This is a genomic window from Pseudomonas sp. D3-27 (assembly GCF_051132165.1).
Lineage (GTDB): Bacteria > Pseudomonadota > Gammaproteobacteria > Pseudomonadales > Pseudomonadaceae > Aquipseudomonas.
In genome coordinates, this window is sequence record NZ_CP071667.1 from 4,798,167 (window position 1) to 4,817,723 (window position 19,557).

The following is a 19,557-nucleotide window of genomic DNA, read 5'->3' on the forward strand; positions in this document are numbered from 1 at the left end:
TAATTCGTAGCATGCAGCACGGCGACAGGGGTGGCGACTGTCGCCGTTGCAAGCCTCGCTTTTGGGGCCTTTTCGGCTAAGCCCATGCGGGCGGGAAGGCTCCGCATTCCCACTCGCATGGGCTCACATTAAAAACCGACGAACGACCACACGGCCATGTAATGCCACCTATCTCCAAGGTCTTCCAGCGCTACCGATAGGCGCAAGAGTCGCCCCCAAAATACTGTTGACCGCTAGCAGAACGAGCGCTAAACCAGAATCGTACAAGCGCTGTCCTCGACAGCACCCAGGTAGCCAGAACCTTTGAGGCTACGCCACATTGTGGTGGTTCTCCCCAAGTGCGATTAGCGTCCGGCGGCTCGCACGGTCACAGCGATGTGATGGATGCCTACTCCTCCAGAGCGCCCTCTGCGGCAACTCATACTCTTTCCTCGCTGCTCTGCAGCAACTTATCCGCTTGGCCATTTCTTGCGCCAACCATTTGCCCGTCTCTTTCCCTCGAAAGAGACGGGCGCATCTCACACTGCTGCAGCCCCGCTCGCATGGGGCTTTGCGGCTTTCCCTCTCGTGACAATCGGCATGACAAACACCGAAAAGTCACCAGCAACAGCGACGCCGATCATGGTGCCGCAGCCCAAGGAATGGACTGCACCTGACTGACAGTCAGGCACGCCCCGGTCATCGCATCACTGCCTTCACCCGAATCAGGATCTCGCGGCCCAGGTTTCGTCAGCCAGTGCAGCCTCCACCCGCCCACCGCCATCGGTGTTCAGGAGGCCAGATCATGAGATGCCCAAGCTTCCGGCCGTAAGGAGCCGTCAGTCCCGCGTTAGTGGACAAACCTCACAGGTAGCATGGGCCTTGATCCCTGATAACACTCAACAACCGTGGCGGGATGAGTGAGGACGAGGTCGATAAACTCAGGAGAATAGCGATGCAACTGTGCGAAGCGTTCGAACCACCACAACCATTGCTGGAATACCAGCAGGCACCATTGCCCTACCCGATCGAAGCACTCGGGAAATTGTTGGGCCCTGCGGTCGAGCGACTGGCCGAGGTGATCGGCGTGCCCTGCGCCATGGCCGCGCAATCGGTGCTGGCCAGCGCTGCTCTGGTGAGCCAGGGTCATGCCAATGTCCAACTCGACGGTCGAACCTATCCGCTGTCCCTCTACCTACTGACGGTGGCGTCCTCGGGTGATCGCAAAAGCGCGGTGGATCAGCTGGCACTGAAGGCGGCGCGCGATTGGGAGCGACAGCAGTGGACCCTGTACGCGGAAAAGCTCAAAGCTTATCGCGCCGCAAGCAGCATCATGACCAAACCCAAAACTTCAAAGAAACCCTCGGGGGCGGAAGGCGGTGAGCTATCCGAACCGGTACCGCCGAGACTGATCATTGCCGAGCCCACCATTGAGGCCCTGGTCAAAAGCCTGTGCCATGGCTTGCCCAGCATGGGTTTGTTCAATGATGAAGGGGGCCAGTTCTTGGGCAGCAGCACCATGAGTAAAGAGAATCTGCTCAAGGCGATCACCACCTTGTCGACACTGTGGGATGGCAGCCCGATCGACCGGGCCCGCTCCATGGCTGGAGAAAGCCTGCGAGCCTATGACCGCCGCCTCAGTCTGCATCTGATGCTGCAGCCCTACCTAGCCAATCAGCTGTTCAAAGACCCGGTGATCAATGGCCAAGGCATCCTCGGCCGCTGCCTGATCAGTTGGCCCGAGCGCCTGGCTGGCCAGAGACTCTACAAGGCAATCGACCTGATCCGAGATGCCAAAGTCCAGGGCTACCAACAGCGGATCACCGCCCTGCTGCAAAAGCCCTGGTCGCTTCACAAGGATGGCTCACTCAATCCCGCCACGCTCGAGCTGACTGCCCGTGCCCGTCGTGCCTGGATTGATATTCACGACACCATCGAGTGCCAGTCTGGCGAGTTCGGCGAACTAGCCGGTGTCCAGCCTTTCGCGGGCAAAGCCCCGGCGAATGTGCTGCGCATCGCGGGCGTGCTGGCCATGGTTGAAGAGGCCAGTCAGTTAGATGAAGCACACATCCAGCGCGCCTCCACGTTGATGGATTACTACCTGGCCGAAATCCAGCGCCTGACCGAACAGGAGCCAGTCAATAGCCGATGCGAAGAGGCGGATCGGCTGTTGCGCTGGCTGGTGCAGAAAGGCTGGACCCACTTCAGCATCCGAGACGTCAATCGCAACGGCCCTCGTTTTGCCCGCAAGAGCGCTGACCATACCGCCTCTTTATTGGTCGTACTGATCACTCATCGCTGGCTGAGCAGTCGCGATGGAAGAACCTTCGAGGTACGCCATGTTCCGCCTCAATGACGCGGTGCGCCGCTACCAAGCGCAACATCAACCGCGGCCAGAATCGCGGCGTGTCGCCACCTCTGTCGCCACCCTGTCGCCGCGTCCCAGGCCAGAAACGACGCGGGTTGTCGCCACTGTCACCGCTGTCGCCACACCACCACTTGATCCTGCCTACCTCGTCCTGCTGATTGAGCAACTACGTGAAGAAGGGGCACTGTTGCAACACCACGAGAACGCCCTCCTGATCCGCCCGACACACTGGCGGCAGGTGGACAGGCTCAGCCCCCACTGGAAAGCCCTGCTGCTCTTTCTGCAAACAAACGAAAACGGTGATGATGATGGCCCTGGTCGGTCGGCGTGAGGGTCGCAACTTTGGCTACGGTCGGCAGCTGAGCTACGCTGGCCCACAGGCGCTCAAGGATCTGTTTGCCGACGGCCACTTCGCCACGGTCAAAGCGCATAGCGATCGCTGGCAAGCGTTCGTGCGTTGGTGTCGGTCAGAGGATGGACCCGGTTACAACGATGCGCGCCAGATCGATCGACAGACGCTGCAAGACTACGCCGCTTACCTGCGCCAGCAGATCCAGCAAGGCGAACTCTGCATCGCTACCGCGCAGAACCGTCTGAGCAGTGTTAACCGCACCCTCGCGGCACTGCGCGGTGATCAGGACGTGAGGATCGCCAGTCCGAGCCAGGCGTTGGGACAGCAGCGCTCGAGCATACGCACCCGCGCGCCGGATGGCCAAGACCAGCAACAGGTACGGCGAGTATTCGACGCGCTTGGCAAACAGCAACACGAGCGGGTGGCCGCGATTGTCCTGTTGGCCCGAGTAACTGGTATGCGCCTGCGCGAAGCGATCCTGGCTGACCTGCCACGCTTGCACCGCGAAGCCGAACACTTAGGCCGCATCAATATCCAGGACGGCACCAAAGGCGGCCGCTCAGGCGCATCAGCGCCGCGATGGGTCGCGGTAAATGAAGAGGTGAAAGCGGCGCTGCTGTTTGCTCGTAAGGCATCGCCGCCCCGCAGCCGTAACTTGCTGGCCCGAGACGAAAGCTACGCCGCGTTCCTGCAACAGACCGTACTTCCCGCCCGTGAAACGCTGCATGAACACGGGCTGAAGGGTTTTCATGAACTGCGAGCGGCCTACGCCTGCGAACGTTACGAGCAGCTCACTGGCCACGCGGCTCCGGTCAATGGTGGTCACTGCTATCGCATTGACCGCGACCTTGATCAACAGGCGCGCCAACAGATCAGCCTTGAACTCGGGCATAACCGGATCGATGTGATGTCGGCCTACATTGGAGGTCGAGCATGACCAAGTCCTTCGATATGGCGCTGTTCCTGAGCGGCGTACTGACCGGCTCGAAGGCCACGCAACAACGCCACCTACGTCAAGCCCGATTCATGCAAGCGGCCATTCAACAACGATGGCAATGCGATAATCCCTGGACCTGGCAGCTCAAACATGTGCGTTGGTTTTTGGCGCAACACCTCAAGGGTCGTTCCCAGGCTACCCGATATTATTATCGGCTCACGAGCGTTCTGATCTGGAAACGGATGGGAAAAACACAACTGTAATCAGACCTCTCCTACTTCGCCGCAAGACTCATAAATCGAGCGATGGAAGCACAAGTACTTCCTGTGCTCAGCAGCCAACCAGCGCAGCCTCATCCCGCGATGAATGCCTAACTGTTGTAGATCCGCTACAGGAATTCGAGAAGATACCAGTAGCCCCCCTTGATCATCGAAGCTGATCAGAAATCTATCGAACAAAGCGTCCAGATTAGCGGTGAGCAGAAAGCCATTAAAAACATCTAGCCGCTCCGCATCAGATAGACATTCCGCCCAAGGTTTGGCGTGACTGGCACGTAGCACCTCAGGCAGTGCAACACCCGTCACGGCGCATGAGCTCCCCCAATACTCAAGCAATGCCTCACGGAATTTTTGCTGGCCCACACGTAGACGCACCAAACGCTCAATTTCGGTACCCGCTAAACCATTAGGCAGAGCCGACAACGCCTCGACAACAGCCTTACCGTAGCCAATTGCAGCTTGGCTAGGCAATGCACTGGATAAACTAGCAATTCGACGCAGCAAAGCCGCCAATGCTGCTTCGTCGGCTACCCTAAATCCGCCTCCGGCCTGCTGTTCTGCTGGAAAGCTGCGTATCAACTCAGGAAGCAAAGAAACCATGTCAGACTTGAAGTAGATATCGAAACCACTGCCCACGACCGCTACTGTGGCACAGGTTGGATGTCGAGCCGACGCAAGGGTGACGCTACCCACCTCAACAATAAGTGTGTGCTCAAAACCATTGTCCGTGCCGCTTTTTTCTATTAGGGCTCGCTGAAGAGAATTCATCGAAACATCATCCGTGCTCGCTTATGCAGGTCGAACAGGCAACAGAACTGGACACGATTTCTGGACTTTCCAGGCAACGTCATGAAAAAAGCTATGCATCGAGCAAGTTAAACCGATACGCCGTACCCAACGAACTTGGCTGAGCAATTGAGAGAAATTCGCTATTTTCATAGCGCTCCAGAAAATCGACGTTTGAAAAGCATGCCATCGTCAAAACTCGGATCGAGTACCAGACACACCTGCTCGCTACTGATCAGCTCCTCTGGCGGAGGTGTGGTAGTGGTCACTATGTACTGAAACGGAATGTTTGCATCGACCTCAAAAGCTTTCTGCAGACGATCAGTTAATAGTAAGAACCCCTCATACAACCCGGCGCTCATATCCGCTTCGCGTGGACAATCGTGAATGACCAAACCAGGAAACGCATTACCATCCCCTGCGCTTTCCATAAGGCACGCGATATCGCCCAATAGAACCTCCAACACACGGTAGGCTTCACCGCCTCGCATCGATATACGGAAGGGTCGGTTTTCATCGCGAGGATCGAATGCGCCGAACGCATCATTGGAAAGCAGTTCTCTCGTAAAACGATCCATGATGTTGGCTATACGCTTTTCTCGGGTTGATAAATCTTTCTGTACTATCGCCAACCGAGTTCGGATGCTACTTATATCGCGCCCGATGCCGTCAGACTTGGCACAGGACTGATCAATAGCAGCTTGGGAAACTGACGAGCCTGCCGACGTCTCCCAACGATTCATCTCAACAAGCAGTTCCTCTCCACGACGTGCGTCATGAGACGTTTTATCCCGCACTTCACGAATTTTATTACGTTTACCAACCAAATCAGCTTCGGCCACCTCCAGACTCTGAAGTTTTACTTCGAGCTGTTTCTTACGCTGAAGTACAACTACTGCCCGTGATGCAGACTCTTCCATGGCACGACTCAAGGCTTTCTTATCACGCTCATCTCTTAGATTAGCTACCTGCAAACGCGCAACTTCTGCTTGTATGTGCTGGCATTTCGAAAACGGAATATTTCCCTCTTGACAGTCCCCTGCAAGTTGAGTGAGCCTCAGTAACTTCATGCCAATCGTTTTATAGGCTTCCTCATCTCCCACCCTTGCTGCCTCAACATGTTCATACTCCAAATACGCCCTGCTGAGCTGAGTCTGTAGTTCCGTTACTTCTGCACGCAGCTTTGCAAGATTTTGTTCGGCCTCCTCTTGGCGTTCATTCCAGTCCTGCAATACAGACTCTGTCTTATCTGCAGCGTTACGCACTTCCTTTACCACTGAGTTAGCAAACAAATCCTCAGCGTGCATCGGTAAGCTATCCGGTAGATTCCGCCAGGCACGTAGGTCCGACTCAATGCGCCGGCGGATCAATACTGGCTCAAGCAACAACGCGGCCGTTTGCTTCTTCGCAAGCTCCAGGTCCGCTTCCAACTCAGCCAAGCGACTCATGAGGCTTGATTCCGCTTGATCCAGCAAACCCAACACTGCACGCATGATAATGGGTGGATCCTGGCGACTGCGCTGCAAACCCGTGCCCTCGCCCTCGCGCCAAGAGAAAAAAGACTTAAAGCGCGAGCCTTGGTCGCGGCTGACCCAAGCCAAAAGGTGGCGCCATTCAATAGCCTGATCTGTTTCCGGGATGGCGCGGGGCGTGACCTTAGCCATCATGGTGTCTGAAAGGTGCTGTATGAATGAGCGGTCTGTATCGCCGGTTTCCTCGCCCCATAGAGCATTGATGTCGTCACCTTCCAGAGCAATACCTTCCTTGTAGGTATTGAAATGGCGGAACAGGGTGAATACTTGGCCCTCTACATGCAGAACGGCCGCGACACCACCCTGCGGGAACTCACCGAATAACTCCTCACGCACCTCACTGACGGCCTTGGCTGTATCTCCCAGACACAACCGCAATAACAGGCATAACGAGGTCTTGCCAACTCCATGGCCTGCTGCACGTACTCCAGAGGCGCTACCAGCCACCGGTTCCTTAGCCCAGACAATATTCAGGCCACGCTTAAAAGTAACGGTGCGAAGAACGTGTTCAGGACCCGTTTCACTAAAGAGGGTCAGACGCTCGAACCATAAACGCGGACTGTGCCTGACTTCCGACAATTGCTGGATCAATTCCTGCACCGTTTCGCTCCTTGCTTAGGCTTTTTTGCTTGATTGTTGGCTGATCTGAATCTCTTCGTCACCGGCACCAAGCAGCATCTGTTTCGCTGCTTTCAAAAGAATGCTCGCGATTGACATGGCCTGAGCGTCGACAATTAGATGATCCGGAATACCTTTCCCCTGCACTGCGACGATCTGATCGAGCGACACTCGTACCAACCCGGAATTCTCGAAGTGACGAATAAACCCTTGCATCCGATCACCCACCACTCGCGTGGACTCAAAGATCCCGGAATAACGATTTTGATAGGCCACAACAGCGTTCGTATTCTCCACCCCAACATAAGCCGACAGCAATTCGGATCGTGCCGCAATAAGTGTGGCATCGTTCAACTGACGGCGCGACAAACTCCCTGCTTGCTGAATCAGCGTGAGCAGTAAGCCAGCTAATTGAGCATCTTGCTCATCGCGAACAACGCCATGATCCGAGTAAGTTACCTGAGCGTGTTGTCCTGGTGGAGGTACCAGCAGGCTGGCATAGGCTTCACCACGAGCGTCTGCCAAGGTCATTCGATCAAACTCGCGCATAATCAAACTCTGAGTGCGGTATTCGTCGAACGCTTTAATTTCGTTATTTTTGAGTACACGGAAGGTTTCGCTAGGATAGTCTTCGCCCATAACATCCGCAGGATCAAGAATGTAGCGCAGCTCGTCCCGGGTCAATCCATAGAGACGGGCATAGTAAACATCAAGTTCGGCACGCAGTAGGGCACGGCGGTCGGGATCGAAGACAAACGGAGAGGTGTCGTAGCCTAGATTTTGGGCCCAAGGAGCGAGATCGTGCGTGGTATAGGTTAGCTCCAGTACACGCGGGATAATAAAAGCCAAATCGGCTTGCGCGTACCTATCTGGAGGTAAATTCGGCAACTGCTTTTTAACATGATATTTAAGATGCGTACCGCCTACTTTTTGTCGTGCAACATAGTCATGCACTAGAGAGCATTGATCAGCCAGGAGGCAGGCAACACGAGCCCCATGCTTGGGATCAGGAAACATCAGCAATAAGGTATCGCCAGTTCCCACCTTCGGCAGCACCGAGGCTATTACGGTGCGCTCATCAGTAGAGCGACAGATATCTCGCCAGCCCATCAACCACCCCTGCGACCAGCTTCTATCGTTAAAGCGCTGATCCACCTCGATGGCACTTACCCAATAGCGCGGCGATATTCTAAAGTCGCAGTCCCGCTTTTCCGCTGCGGTCACATCGCGCGCGCTCCCCTCCGATGTATAGGTTGCCCAGCGATGATCGAATTGATGGATAAGCTTAGCCTCGTACAACGGCAGCAATCCCGCAGCAGGGCCATCATGGAACAGATGGCTGTCGTTGGCCATGTCGAATTGCCGTAGAAATGAGATACCCCAGGGATTACCGTCCGACCTACCATCTTCAATTAGTACCGGCGCGGTACGGTAGAGCTTCTTTGTCAGCTCAGCATCACGCTCGCTACGAAACACCGGGCAGGTGAGCGAATTGGGGTTGATCAGGCGAAACTCATCCGGAGTCAGGCGGAAGCGACGCCTCGGATCGCTTAGTTGACTAACTTGCGCTGCAAAGCAAACGAACTCAGCCTGCTCGGCTGCCCCTAGCGTCAGAAGGCAGAACTTGTAACTGCGATGTACCGAAGGAAATATAGCCTCTCGGTTTTCAATATCAAACAAACTAATCAGACGGCCCTTTTGGGTAATCTCGGCAAAGTAAGCTTTAGTGCTGTCATCGGTTGCAATACCAGTGGGCACGATAAAGCCGGCTCGCCCATGTTCAGAGGTGATTTGGCTGATGGTTTCGGCAAACAGGGCATAAGTGTTCACGTCGCCCACACCGGTAAACGGGTAACGCCCGCCGTTCTCACTCTTGACGTGAACAAACACGCTGGCGGCTTCGGCGGAGCGGCGGGCACTGATGAATTCGGCATATAGGCGCTGCTCAGCTTCGCAATCAGACACACTGTGATCCAGTTGCGGGTAAAGATTTTTTGCCAGCATACCCTCACTCAACCACTTGATCCGCTGGCTACGCTCGGCCTTGTTTTTGGCACCAAAAACATCGCTGTGACGGGTAGCGAAGAACTCTTCCTCTTGTAGTTTTATTCGCTCCCACGGCGGGTTGCCTAGCACACAATCAAATCCACCGGCGGCAAAAACTTGCGGAAAAGCCAGCGGCCAGTGCAATACCCGGGCCTCTACACATACGGTTTGTGCGGCGGTGAGTTGTTGCTCATTCACGGCAGGGAGCTCATCACCTAACAGCGTAAGATAGAGCGTGGCACTGGTAGGAATAGCATCTTGACTGGCCTCGCTCTTGGGCAACAGGTAGGCGCCCAATGCTAAATCAGCTGCGTGGGCCAGACGGCTTATTTTGGCCTTCGCCAGAAAGTCGTGATAGGCAACTTCTTTATAGGCAATCTGTTGTGTACTGTCCTGCGGTAATGCCTCGATAGCTTGTAAGGCGGCCAACCCACTATTTTCTGCATAATCGGCCTCAAGCTGGCCAAAGGCATGAGCGTTACGTTTTTTCTCCAAATCTTTCAGTGCGGCGGTGTTTTTCTTAGCAAGAACTTTGCACACCTGTTTATCATCACCACTCAACGCCTTAAAGGCGTCCTTGGCAATGCCCAACTCCAGCACCTTAAAGTCGGTGAGCCCCAGCAAAGCATCACCGCATTGCAGGTGGTGATCGAGGAAGCTCAAAGGACGGCCCTCCTCGAAGCCTTCCAACCACAGGGCAGTACGCGCCAGCTCCAGAGCCATCGGATTTCGGTCCACACCAAATATGCATCGGGCCACAACTTCGCGAAGAGCATGGCGGTAGTCATGGGGCTTTACCACACCTTCCGACGCACGTAATTGGGCCAACTTTTCCGCCAGACGACGCGCGGCAGCAAGTAAAAAGTGACCACTGCCGCAAGCTGGGTCAATTACTCGGATAGTAAGCAATGACTCAGTGGGGTTTTTATCTAGCAATCGTTGCTCAATCACCGGATCAAGTGCCGACTTGATCAGCTCCTGCACGAGTGAATCCGGGGTATAGTAACTACCAGTAAGCTTGCGGGCATTGCCAGCGGTACTGCCGTCACTGGTAAAACCGATAAATCCAAACTGCCTAGCAGGGAGGTCTATTTCTGGCACCAGTTCCAGCAAGCTTTCGTAGACGCTGCCCAGTTCTTCCGGTCCCATGTTGCGATAGTCCACTGGAGCCAACGTGCCACTACGATTGGCCCAACGCAGGTTTTGCATCGCAGCCAGCAAATGGGCGTTGCTCAAACTGGCGCCATTGAGCTGCGGGCACTGGCTTTCTGCAAACAGCCCCCCCAGTGCGGGTAGGGCTAGGCGAGGCTCTCCCTCGCTTAACCCCTTGAAGACTATGCGGAGGGCTTGCCAGTGATCGTCAAAGCGGTTGCGAGCGCGACGCTTCAGACATAGTTCACGCAGCCGTGCTACAGCGTAACCCTCGGCATAAGCGTGGCGAGCAGCGATGGTTTCCTTATTCTCGTCTAGCGGATGCAGCAGGCCCCGCTCCTCCACGCTGAACAGAAAGATCAGCCGATAGATAAGGCGCAGCAACTGCTGGAAATACGCATCCTTGCTCAGCTCGCCGTCGTGCAAGGCACGGCGTAGGACCTCGTTGCTGGGGTGTTGCAAAAAGCCTTCGCCTAGGGTGAGCAGGGCTTGGGTAACTCCCAGGCGCAGACCATCACGCACACGGGTGCCTTCCTCCTGCCCAGCTTCGCGCCAACGCTCCCAGATGCAACTTTTTAGGCCATTGCCGGCACGGCTGGCGTGCAACAGGCGCCAGACGTTGCTGAACTCGGCATAACGCTGACCACTCAGTAAGTCTTGCAGGTCCACTTCCAGAAAACTGGGGCGGGTGAGTGTGGCCGCATCGCGCAACAGACGTAGTTGTTTGCCATTGCTGACAATTGCCCAGAGGTGTTCGGAGCTGGCGTTAAGCAGTTCCTGCGCGAGCTGGAAAGCGGACTTTTTTCGGCTACCACTGCCGGCAATAGCAAAGCGCGTATCGGCATCATCCAGGCCCAATGTGTGCGGAGCGATGACGATGGGTAAATTTCCTGTGAGTAGCTGCACCGGGTAGTGGCGTTCACCCACCGTGATACCTTTGACTTGCGCAAGATTGCTGTAGCCAAAGGCATCTCGCAGCAGCTCAAGCACTAGGTGTTGCGTGACTGCACCAGCATCCACATCCGTACGGTCGATTTGCGCAATAAAGTGTTTGTACTGGGCGCTGGCAATCTGGAAGGCCCGGCTATAGTCGTCTTTAAGCTTGAGCCCCTTAGGGATGAAGTAATCAGCTTCGGTTTGCCATTTGGCACTGCCAAGGGCGGCCTTTTCCAACTGGTCAGGCAGGAACAGACCACCTTCGAGCTTAAGCGTAGGCAGGTTGAGCGCGGCCTGGGTTTTGCGGAGCTTCTTCATTTTTGACTTTCCTTAGGCCCGCTTACAGCGAATTCGGTAGCAGTACATACACACCAATCACATCCACCGGTAGACAGGGGCTAACGCTGTACTGACCAACATCTCGAGCGGCTTCGCGCACGCGATGATGGTCGTCCAACAACAAGTTGGCGCGCTCAGTAGCCAACGTTTCTAGCCGCTGCTGGTTGCTGACAAGGAAATCAAGAGCGGTGCGGATTTCACGCTGCACGGTCTCAGTGGGTAGGTTGCCACTAGGGGTGCATTGCAGCAGCTTGCTGGCCGACTCATCACTCAACCACTGCGGATTACTGCGACCTTTGACGGCTAGCGCCACAGTTTCTTCGGCCATCATCTGAAAGGGTTCGCGGCGGCGCACATAGCCGAGCTGGTGGCGCAGTCGCAGCAGGTAAATGGTGGTAACCACGTCCACCGCATCGGTGAGAGTGGCAGCGCTGCGGGCGGCGATAGCATGCTCACTGGAAAGGCTATCTTCGAGCAGATATTCAGCCAGAACAGTAACCAGTGGATGGCTGCGGTGCAGCTCGTTAAAATCAATTATCAGAGGTTTACCGATACCTTCATCGGCTAGACGCATCCTCAAAGCCTCGGGCAAGTGCTGTGGCAGCAATCGCTGGTGATGCGGCTTATGCGTGGGCTCCAGCGGGGCATTCAATCGGGCGCAAGCGCTTTGTACAAAGCGTTGAACGTCGGCCTGGGTACCGAGAGCCTGCTGCTGTTTTTGCCATTCGGGTAACACTTCATCAGGACGAATACGTCGCTGGGCGAACACCGTGCGGTTGGCCTTGGCTTTTTCCAATGCGTCCTGCCATTGGGCTTGCAGCGGCTGCAGTTCGACATTCGCGGCAGCAAACATATCTGGCGTATAGGGCGCGGTGATGCCGCCGCGCTTCATAAGGGCAGCTTTCACCAGCGCCTGGCTGATGCGCTGCTCGTCTTCAGGCATGGGCACTAATACACCGAGTTCTTTCTGAATGGCCTCGCCCTTGCGCAGAATGACGTTAATCACAAAGCCATCAACTGGGTTGTCTTGTCCATAGAGCATCGTGCAGCGCACTTCCGCCGATTGCTGACCAAAGCGGTCGACACGGCCTTCACGTTGCTCGTGACGGGTAGGGTTCCAAGCCAAGTCGTAGTGGACGACGGCGGTAAACAAGTGCTGCAGATTAATACCTTCAGATAGGCAGTCTGTGGCGACTAGAATGCGTTGGTTGCACTCCTCCATCGCATCGACCCGTTCGCGACGTTCTTCTGGTGTGTATTCGCCGGTGACGGCTTCGATGGTGACCTTGGGGAAGGCTTTTTTCAGGTGCTCGGCCACATAGTGCGCGGTAGCGATATAGCGACAGAACACCACCGGCAGGTATCCGTCCTTAATCAGGGATTGCAGGTGCTGAATAAGGCTAGAGAGTTTAGGGTCGCCGGCTTTGCCAGAAAGACGCTCAGCCTCTTTGATGAGGGTTTGCAGGCGACTGGCATCTTGGAGTTGAGCCGGTGGCTCCAAATCGCTGCTTTCCAGATCGTCAACCTCGCCGTCATGCAGACGCTCGTCGGTCAGCAGATCGTCGAATTCGAGAGTGCCCTCAATCCGGGTGGTCAAGGCTTTAACTGCCGCTGCCGGAGAGGAGGCAACGCAACGCAACAGGGCAAGGGTGGCGTACCAGATCAGACGCACGCTGCCGGGCTTTGACTGCTCAATACTTTCGGCCAGCTCACGGCAGTAGCTTTGTACTGCATCGAAAAAGTGGCCCCAGTCACCACTAAGCTGGTAGGTAACTTCGGTTTTCATGCGACGCGGAAAACCACGGCCATCGCCGGTTTCCGCTTGCCATTCGGCTATATCCTTGCGGCGACGCTGGACGAAATGGCGAGCGAGTTCCTGGCGCAACGGATCAGTGGTGGACATACGTCCTTGCAGGGCAACAAAGCGCGGGTCAAGCAAGGAAAGTAAGTTGTAGAACGCGACTTCGTCGCCAGAGTGCGGGGTGGCGGTGAGCAGCAGCAGGTGGCGACTTTCGTCTTTAACTAAGCGTTGCAACAGCTCAAAGCGCAGTTGCTTGCCAGCACCACTCCTAACGCAGGTATGTGCCTCATCGACGATTACACATTCCGGAGCAATGGAAAGGAAGTGTTCGCGGTGGCGTTCGCTTTTGATGTAGTCGAGGCTTACTACCACCACAGGGTAGTGATCAAACAGGCTAACACCGTGTGGCAGATCGCGCTCAATGCGGCTAGCGCTGCTAGACGTAAGCGCCACGGCTTGCAGATTGAAGCGGGCTTCCAACTCACTTTGCCATTGTTCGACGAGGTGCGGCGGACAAAGTATGGCAAGACGGCTGATCTCACCGCGATCCATCAGCTCGCGGGCAATCAAGCCGGCTTCGATAGTTTTGCCGACACCTACGTCATCGGCAATTAGTAAACGTACAGTCGTCAAGCGCAGGGCCATCAACAACGGCACCAACTGGTAACCACGCGGCTCGACGGCGATATTGCCGAAGCAGCGGAACGGGCCACCCCCGTTGCGAAGCTTTAAACGCAGAGCATCGCGCAATAACAGAGCCGCCGCATGGTTGCCAGCCTGTTCGGGCTGTGGCCATGGGAAGGTAGCCGGCTCGACGGGCTCAAACTCAAGCTCAGGAATCAAGGCGATGGTGTCGTCATCTGCGCCACCCAATGGGCGCAACCGCAGCCAGTCACGTCGAGAGTCGCTTTGTACCACCCACTCGCGCCCACGGGCGCGAATCAAGTTGCCGGGCATGAAATCGTGTTCGAGCGTAGTCATTGTTGTTTCTCTGGCATGTCAAACACGTCAGCATGGCGGGCGAACTTGACTGACCATTGTGATGGGTCGGAAAAGTCAAGCACTTGCCAGCCTTTGTCGACTAATAGGCTATGTAACTCATTGGATACCGCCTTAAGGAATACTAATGCGCGGACAGCTTTGTACTGTCCGGCTGCAGTAGCCATCCCATTTAGGACTGACACATTGACGGTATCGGGCTGGCGGTGTCCTGCCCGACTAAGGATTTGCAGCCATTGCTCCAGAAGTTCATCACCGCTGCTGACTGAATTGCGCGCCGCCGCAACAACAGGTACCCGACTCGGTTGTACTTGGGCGTTGGCCAACGCTACCAGAAGCTTGAGAGCATCAGCATTGCGGCGATTGATGTGTTCGTGATCAGGCTGATTGAAGTAGGAAAGTAGGCATTGGTAGCAGCCGGCTTCGCAGATACGGCTGCCCAGCGCGTCGGTTTGTTCTAGCTCGGGTAGGTTGTCGAACTGCCACTCACCTTGCGGTACGTTGTAATGCATAAGACTCAGGGCGCTGCTAGCGACTTGCGCAAGGCTGGCAGGCTCGTTTGCTAGGCGGGTTAGCACTCCTGCACCGCCTTCGGCTGCCTCGTAAAACATCAACGCTCGACGTTCATCGCCTTTGGGCAATGGCTCAGCGACCAGTTCGGATTCTTCGATCTGAAAGGTCATTTCGATACCGCGCTTGAGCGCAGCCTGCAAGGTAGCCATCGCCTCGGTAGAAAGCGGGTGCAGCGGTGCCAAAATCAACAAATTTCGATGATCCTCGACAAAAGGAACGATGCGCTGATTGGGTATTTTGTCTAGTAAAGCTTCGTCATTGCCGCCGTCTTCGCTGCCAGTAGGATCGTCCTGCTTGCTCCAGGTACCAGTTATAGGGTTAATGTAGAAGCCGAGCTGTTCCTTATTCTTACGTCGGCGCCACCCTCGATTTATCCGCCACAAGCGGGCGGCGGGAGCATAGGTGAGCTCGGCCAGTACCTCTCCGCCCTGCTGAATTTCCGCCTTACGCTTCTGGATGACACCATCAGGCCCAGGCAGGAAACGGTAGGTAGTTTGTAAATCGAAGCCTTGACGTTGTCGGTCTTCATCATTAATGGAGATGCGTTCGACAGCTACGGTTTCGACAGTCTCGACGCGATAAAGCTCACGCACCCAATCATGCTCGGTCAGCAGTGCATCACAGTTTTCACAGGTGTTAACGGCGAGCTGGCCGCCGCCGGGCTCGCCCACGTGACCATAGCCGCACTGGTTACAGACCAATGAGGCAACAGTAGCCAACTGACTGTTGCCCGAAATGTGATCAGACGAGCCGACGTTAAGTTTGGCACGCACCACGCGATACATGCGACCTTGATGGTAGATAAGGCTGCGCGGGCCAAATTCAGAAAGGCCTAGAAAACGCGGACGGCTTACCATGCTGCCTTCGTCGTCCTTCCCGGAATTAGCAATACCGCCACGGGCGGGAATCCAAGCCATAAGCGGCAAACGAGGGAAGTTGTAACCTGGCAGGAATCCTTGGCTGGCCAAGTAGCGATAAGTATAGAAATCCGAGTTCTGCGTATTGCCGCTCTTGAGCAGCACGGCGTATTGGCGAGCGGCATCCCCATAACGACGCTGCGCGTTTTGTCTTTCGCTGTTGGAGGCGGTATGACTCTTTACAATTTGGTCAGCCATATTCATCTGTGCGCGGGTGGCATCGAACAAGACCCGCCAGCGCTCAAGTGCGTTGGAGAACTCTTGTGGCGCCTCTTTAATGACCTGCTGCACGTAGTCGGGTTTAAACCAGTCGCTGCCATTTAGTTCGTTTTGCAACTGAGCGATGACTCGAGAAGCGCTGAGCTGTGCTCTTGCCTGAACCGCGGGATCATTGAGGGCATCGTAATAATGCTGGATAAGTGGTTTTTCTGGAGGATCTAGATCAAGCATAAGTGCGATGCTGGAGTCCAGGGCTACTTGTGCGCAAGCCAGCCAGACGGCGTTCAGGTGACTTTGTACAAGATCACGGTTGGCCAAATCGAGGGTGGGGGGCCGTACTATGCCATGCACCATCTCATTGGCATGATGGAAAAACCATTGGTCGTGCGGGCTCTGAGAAGCGCAGTAAGTGATGACCAACGCCTGCTGTCCGGAGCGGCCTGCCCGGCCACTACGCTGCGCATAGTTGGCTGGGGTAGGTGGCACGTTTCGCAAGTAAACGGTGTTAAGCGCAGAGATATCCACACCCAACTCCATGGTTGGCGAACAAAACATGACAGGTAAACGCTCAAGCGGCGCTTCGTGCGCTGGGTTGCTCGCCCAATCCTTGCGGTCTTTCTCGGTATAGCGGAATCGCTGCTCCAGCAATTGCCGCGTTCCCGCATCGACTTGGGCAGTGTGTTCATGGGCCTCAAAATCGAACAGCGAATGGCCGCTCTGTCTCAGCACCGTAGCGACACTGAGATAGAGCGTACGGAAGAAAGCATTAGCTCGACTATCGTCACTCTGGACATCGTCAGTGATCAGACACCAATCCAGCGCCGCTGCATTCAAACGCCAGCCCACCAGTCGCTGGTCAATCGGGTGCTTTTGCACATAGCCATAAAGGTTAGCGGCCTGCAGCAAGGCTTCCACTAAGTCGCGCCAGTCAGCATCTTTCCAGCTCGCCACTTGACCAGCTACTGAAGTTTGCTTCCAGAAAGATGCTGTTTTTATGTCGCGCAGAAGGCGCGAACGTGCGCCACCTGGCATCAGATCCGTTCGAGGTTTGCCTTTGTAGTCAGGACGCTTGTCCAGGATTAGATACTTGGCAGTTTCCAATTGCTCGTCAGCGGCAAAGGCCCAGCGATCATTGAGGTAGGAGAAAGCACTAGTACGGGCTTTATCCTGCTCTACGGCATCTAGGTATCGGCTCTCCAAACACAGACCGCGCCGCATGGCATCAAAAACTTGCTGGCAGAGGATTGTGCGATTGTGCGCATTCAGTTTGCTCAGTGTGGAGCTTTTGGCAAAGGAGGCGTCGTCTGCACAGAACTCATCCAAGCTGCGATACCGAATGGCAAGCAGACCCAACTGATCAAGGTTCGGATTGTTGAAGCGCCAGCCTCGGCGAAGGTCGCGCAGCAACCGATATCCGATGATGAAACGCAGCGTGCGTTGCGCCTCCTGCCGTGCCAGTCCCATAAGCTTGGGAGTACGCAGATATTCAACGAGAGTGGCGTCATTCAGTTGGTCAAAGCCGAGCGCCTTGAACACCGAGTCGGCCAACTGCTCTTCGGTCAGGAGTCCCTGGCTATTTTGCAGCGCGCCGATCAGGCCGGAACGCAGTGTCAACAGAAAAACAAAATCGTTGAAATGCCCAGCCTGCAGAGCGGCATCCTGACGGTTGTCGGTAAAACCCAGCAATTTACGGGGATCGGCTTGCCCTGGGCTTGGTTCTCCCTCAGCAAACAGTTGACGCAACGCACTCAAGGTAAGGATTGTCGTGGCAGATGAACGGCCCTCGCCCGAAAGACTAGCGAGGCGGTTTATGTCTTTGCCGTGGGCTTCATGCGCTTGCGCGCACTTTAGGCAAAAACGGAACTTGCCGGGGATATACCAGAAAGACTCGCCGGAACCCTCATCACCTCTCACACTCACTGATGTTTGGTAGGGCACTAACTTTTTGTAGTTCTGCTTGAGCTTGGGTTCGTCTTTGCTCAAGTCCAACCAAGTCTCGGGTAGATCCTCTAACAGCCCCCCATACTGCTGGCCGGATTGCACCGGGCAGAGAAAACCAAAGGCAACATCTTCGTTGTCATCGGAGGCTATATCATCGATTTCGCGCGGTTGGTAGCTGGTGGGCAGTTGCTTGGAAAGCCACACCGGGTGGTATTCCTGGCCGCAGTCGCGACAGAAATGTACTGGATACAAATGAACGCCTTCGTCCTGCCGTCCCGGCGCAAACCGCTGCGCGTCGAGAGTCACATGGCGCGTCCCCTGAGCCTCCAGAGTAGCCAGAACTTTGCCCGGACCACTGATGAACTGATGCAGCTTGAAGGCAAAGGGCGGGCGGCCTTGCGGGGTTCTGATTTCATGAGCAGCTACTAAAAATCGTTGCAAACTAACGCGAGCGTCCTCCGGAGTGATTCCGGCCTCCTTCGCAAGTTTGGCGCTGGCATCATGCAAAGTCATGGGCTTGGCACGACGTGGAGGTTCGTTGTCCGAAAAATCGATCCCAAGATTTAGCTCTACCCAGATTGCCATCGGGTCTGTGCGGAAAGACTCGAATCCATCCCAGGCAAACCCCTTGCGGCTCAACGCTATCTTCAGTTTCGGCAGAATGGCCGAGACATCCTTGAGCGGATCGGTTACCCGTTCCAGCGTTTCGCCAATGACGTCTTGCTCACTAATGCAAGCGCCAAAAAGCTTGCTAGCTACCTCAGCCACCGTCTTGTTGCGGTCAGCTTGGCTTCCTGTGCTGGACATAGTCGCAGAGGTGCCAATGCAAACTAGCTCATCGGCTTGTAAGCGCTCGCGCAACCGTCGCACCAGCAACGCAACATCAGCCCCCTGCCGCCCGCGATAGGTATGCAACTCGTCAAGAATCAAGAACTCCAGGCCATGACAATGCTCAACCACCCGCCGATCGTCCTCATCAAACCGAGTAAGAATAAGCTCCAACATCATGAAGTTAGTGAGGAGAATATCCGGAGGATTGTCAGCAATGGCGGCGCGTTCGATACGCGACTCCTGCCCGGTGTAACGAGCGACGGTGAATGGCTGCAACCCTTCTGGGTAGCCATGCAAGAATTTGTCTAGCTCTTCCAGCTGGCTATTGGCTAAGGCGTTCATTGGATAGATGACGATGGCGCGGGTACGCGGACTTTGATCCTGATCCTTGGCTTTTAAGATCCGATCGATCACAGGAATAAAAAAGGACAAAGATTTACCGGATCCTGTACCAGTCGTGACTACATAACTCTGGCGACCCTGACCTTTGGCCAAGGCTTGTAGCTGGTGGGCGTAAAGGTGCAGCGGTTCCGGATAACCTTCCGTTTTCCCTACCTGAAAAAGCTCGGCACAAGCTTTGTGCAATAGGCCGTCCCCAGCAAGTTGCTGGACCGTACCCTTGCGCTGATAGTTTGGGTTGATCTGGATAAGCGGTTCAGGCCAATAACGACCGCTGGCATACTGCCGTTCGACTTCCTCTCGGATGTCGGCAGCCTGAATCCGGGAGAAGCTGCGGGAAAAGCTGCTGTATTCATTTATCAATTGATCGCGGAAATTGAATACGTTATCCATGCGTTGTTTCTCCTTCCACTTCGATTTGATAATCAACAGTCATGAATGCTTTGCTCTCGCCTTCGAGCGTCTGCGGACGCTTCAATATATTGTGCGCAAGGAGGTTCACGTACCCGCAGACGGATTTCCCCAGCCCCCCAGTTTTTTGCATTGACAAATTG

9 protein-coding genes are annotated in these 19,557 nt (G+C 55.3%); 4 read left to right on the forward strand and 5 right to left on the reverse strand.

Annotated elements, in window-relative coordinates; translation table 11 throughout:
* Positions 1-934: 934 nt before the first annotated feature.
* From J3P92_RS21710 to J3P92_RS21725, 4 genes are read left to right on the forward strand one after another with little or no spacing between them, the layout of a single operon-like run.
* Complete coding sequence (locus tag J3P92_RS21710) at positions 935-2,335, forward strand: YfjI family protein (protein WP_434648995.1); 1,401 nt, start codon at positions 935-937, stop codon at positions 2,333-2,335.
* A complete protein-coding gene (locus J3P92_RS21715) occupies positions 2,319-2,678 on the forward strand; it encodes a hypothetical protein (protein WP_434648997.1) in 360 nt (119 codons plus the stop codon). The genes J3P92_RS21710 and J3P92_RS21715 overlap by 17 nt, the downstream gene beginning before the upstream one ends.
* Positions 2,656-3,636 (forward strand): integrase domain-containing protein, encoded by a 981-nt coding sequence (locus J3P92_RS21720; RefSeq protein ID WP_434651183.1) that lies wholly within the window; start codon positions 2,656-2,658, stop codon positions 3,634-3,636. The genes J3P92_RS21715 and J3P92_RS21720 overlap by 23 nt, the downstream gene beginning before the upstream one ends.
* Positions 3,633-3,899, forward strand: a complete 267-nt coding sequence (locus J3P92_RS21725) for a hypothetical protein (RefSeq protein WP_434648998.1) — start codon at positions 3,633-3,635, stop codon at positions 3,897-3,899. The genes J3P92_RS21720 and J3P92_RS21725 overlap by 4 nt, the downstream gene beginning before the upstream one ends.
* Here J3P92_RS21725 and J3P92_RS21730 read toward each other — a convergent pair whose 3' ends face one another.
* The 5 genes from J3P92_RS21730 to J3P92_RS21750 all read right to left on the reverse strand — a co-directional run bounded on the left by J3P92_RS21730 (position 3,900) and on the right by J3P92_RS21750 (position 19,396).
* Entirely contained in the window at positions 3,900-4,682 is a 783-nt protein-coding gene (locus J3P92_RS21730; RefSeq protein ID WP_434649000.1) for an HNH endonuclease, read from the reverse strand.
* 167 nt (positions 4,683-4,849) lie between these two features.
* A complete protein-coding gene (locus J3P92_RS21735) occupies positions 4,850-6,832 on the reverse strand; it encodes a hypothetical protein (RefSeq protein ID WP_434649001.1) in 1,983 nt (660 codons plus the stop codon).
* A 15-nt stretch (positions 6,833-6,847) separates the two neighbouring features.
* Positions 6,848-11,302, reverse strand: a complete 4,455-nt coding sequence (locus tag J3P92_RS21740; protein WP_434649003.1) for an Eco57I restriction-modification methylase domain-containing protein — start codon at positions 11,300-11,302, stop codon at positions 6,848-6,850.
* Between the two features lie 22 nt (positions 11,303-11,324).
* Complete coding sequence (locus J3P92_RS21745; protein WP_434649005.1) at positions 11,325-14,105, reverse strand: helicase-related protein; 2,781 nt, start codon at positions 14,103-14,105, stop codon at positions 11,325-11,327.
* Positions 14,102-19,396 carry a DEAD/DEAH box helicase gene (locus tag J3P92_RS21750; RefSeq protein ID WP_434649007.1) on the reverse strand — a complete coding sequence of 1,765 codons (5,295 nt, stop codon included), beginning with the start codon at positions 19,394-19,396 and terminating at the stop codon, positions 14,102-14,104. The genes J3P92_RS21745 and J3P92_RS21750 overlap by 4 nt, the downstream gene beginning before the upstream one ends.
* Between the last annotated feature and the right edge of the window lie 161 nt (positions 19,397-19,557).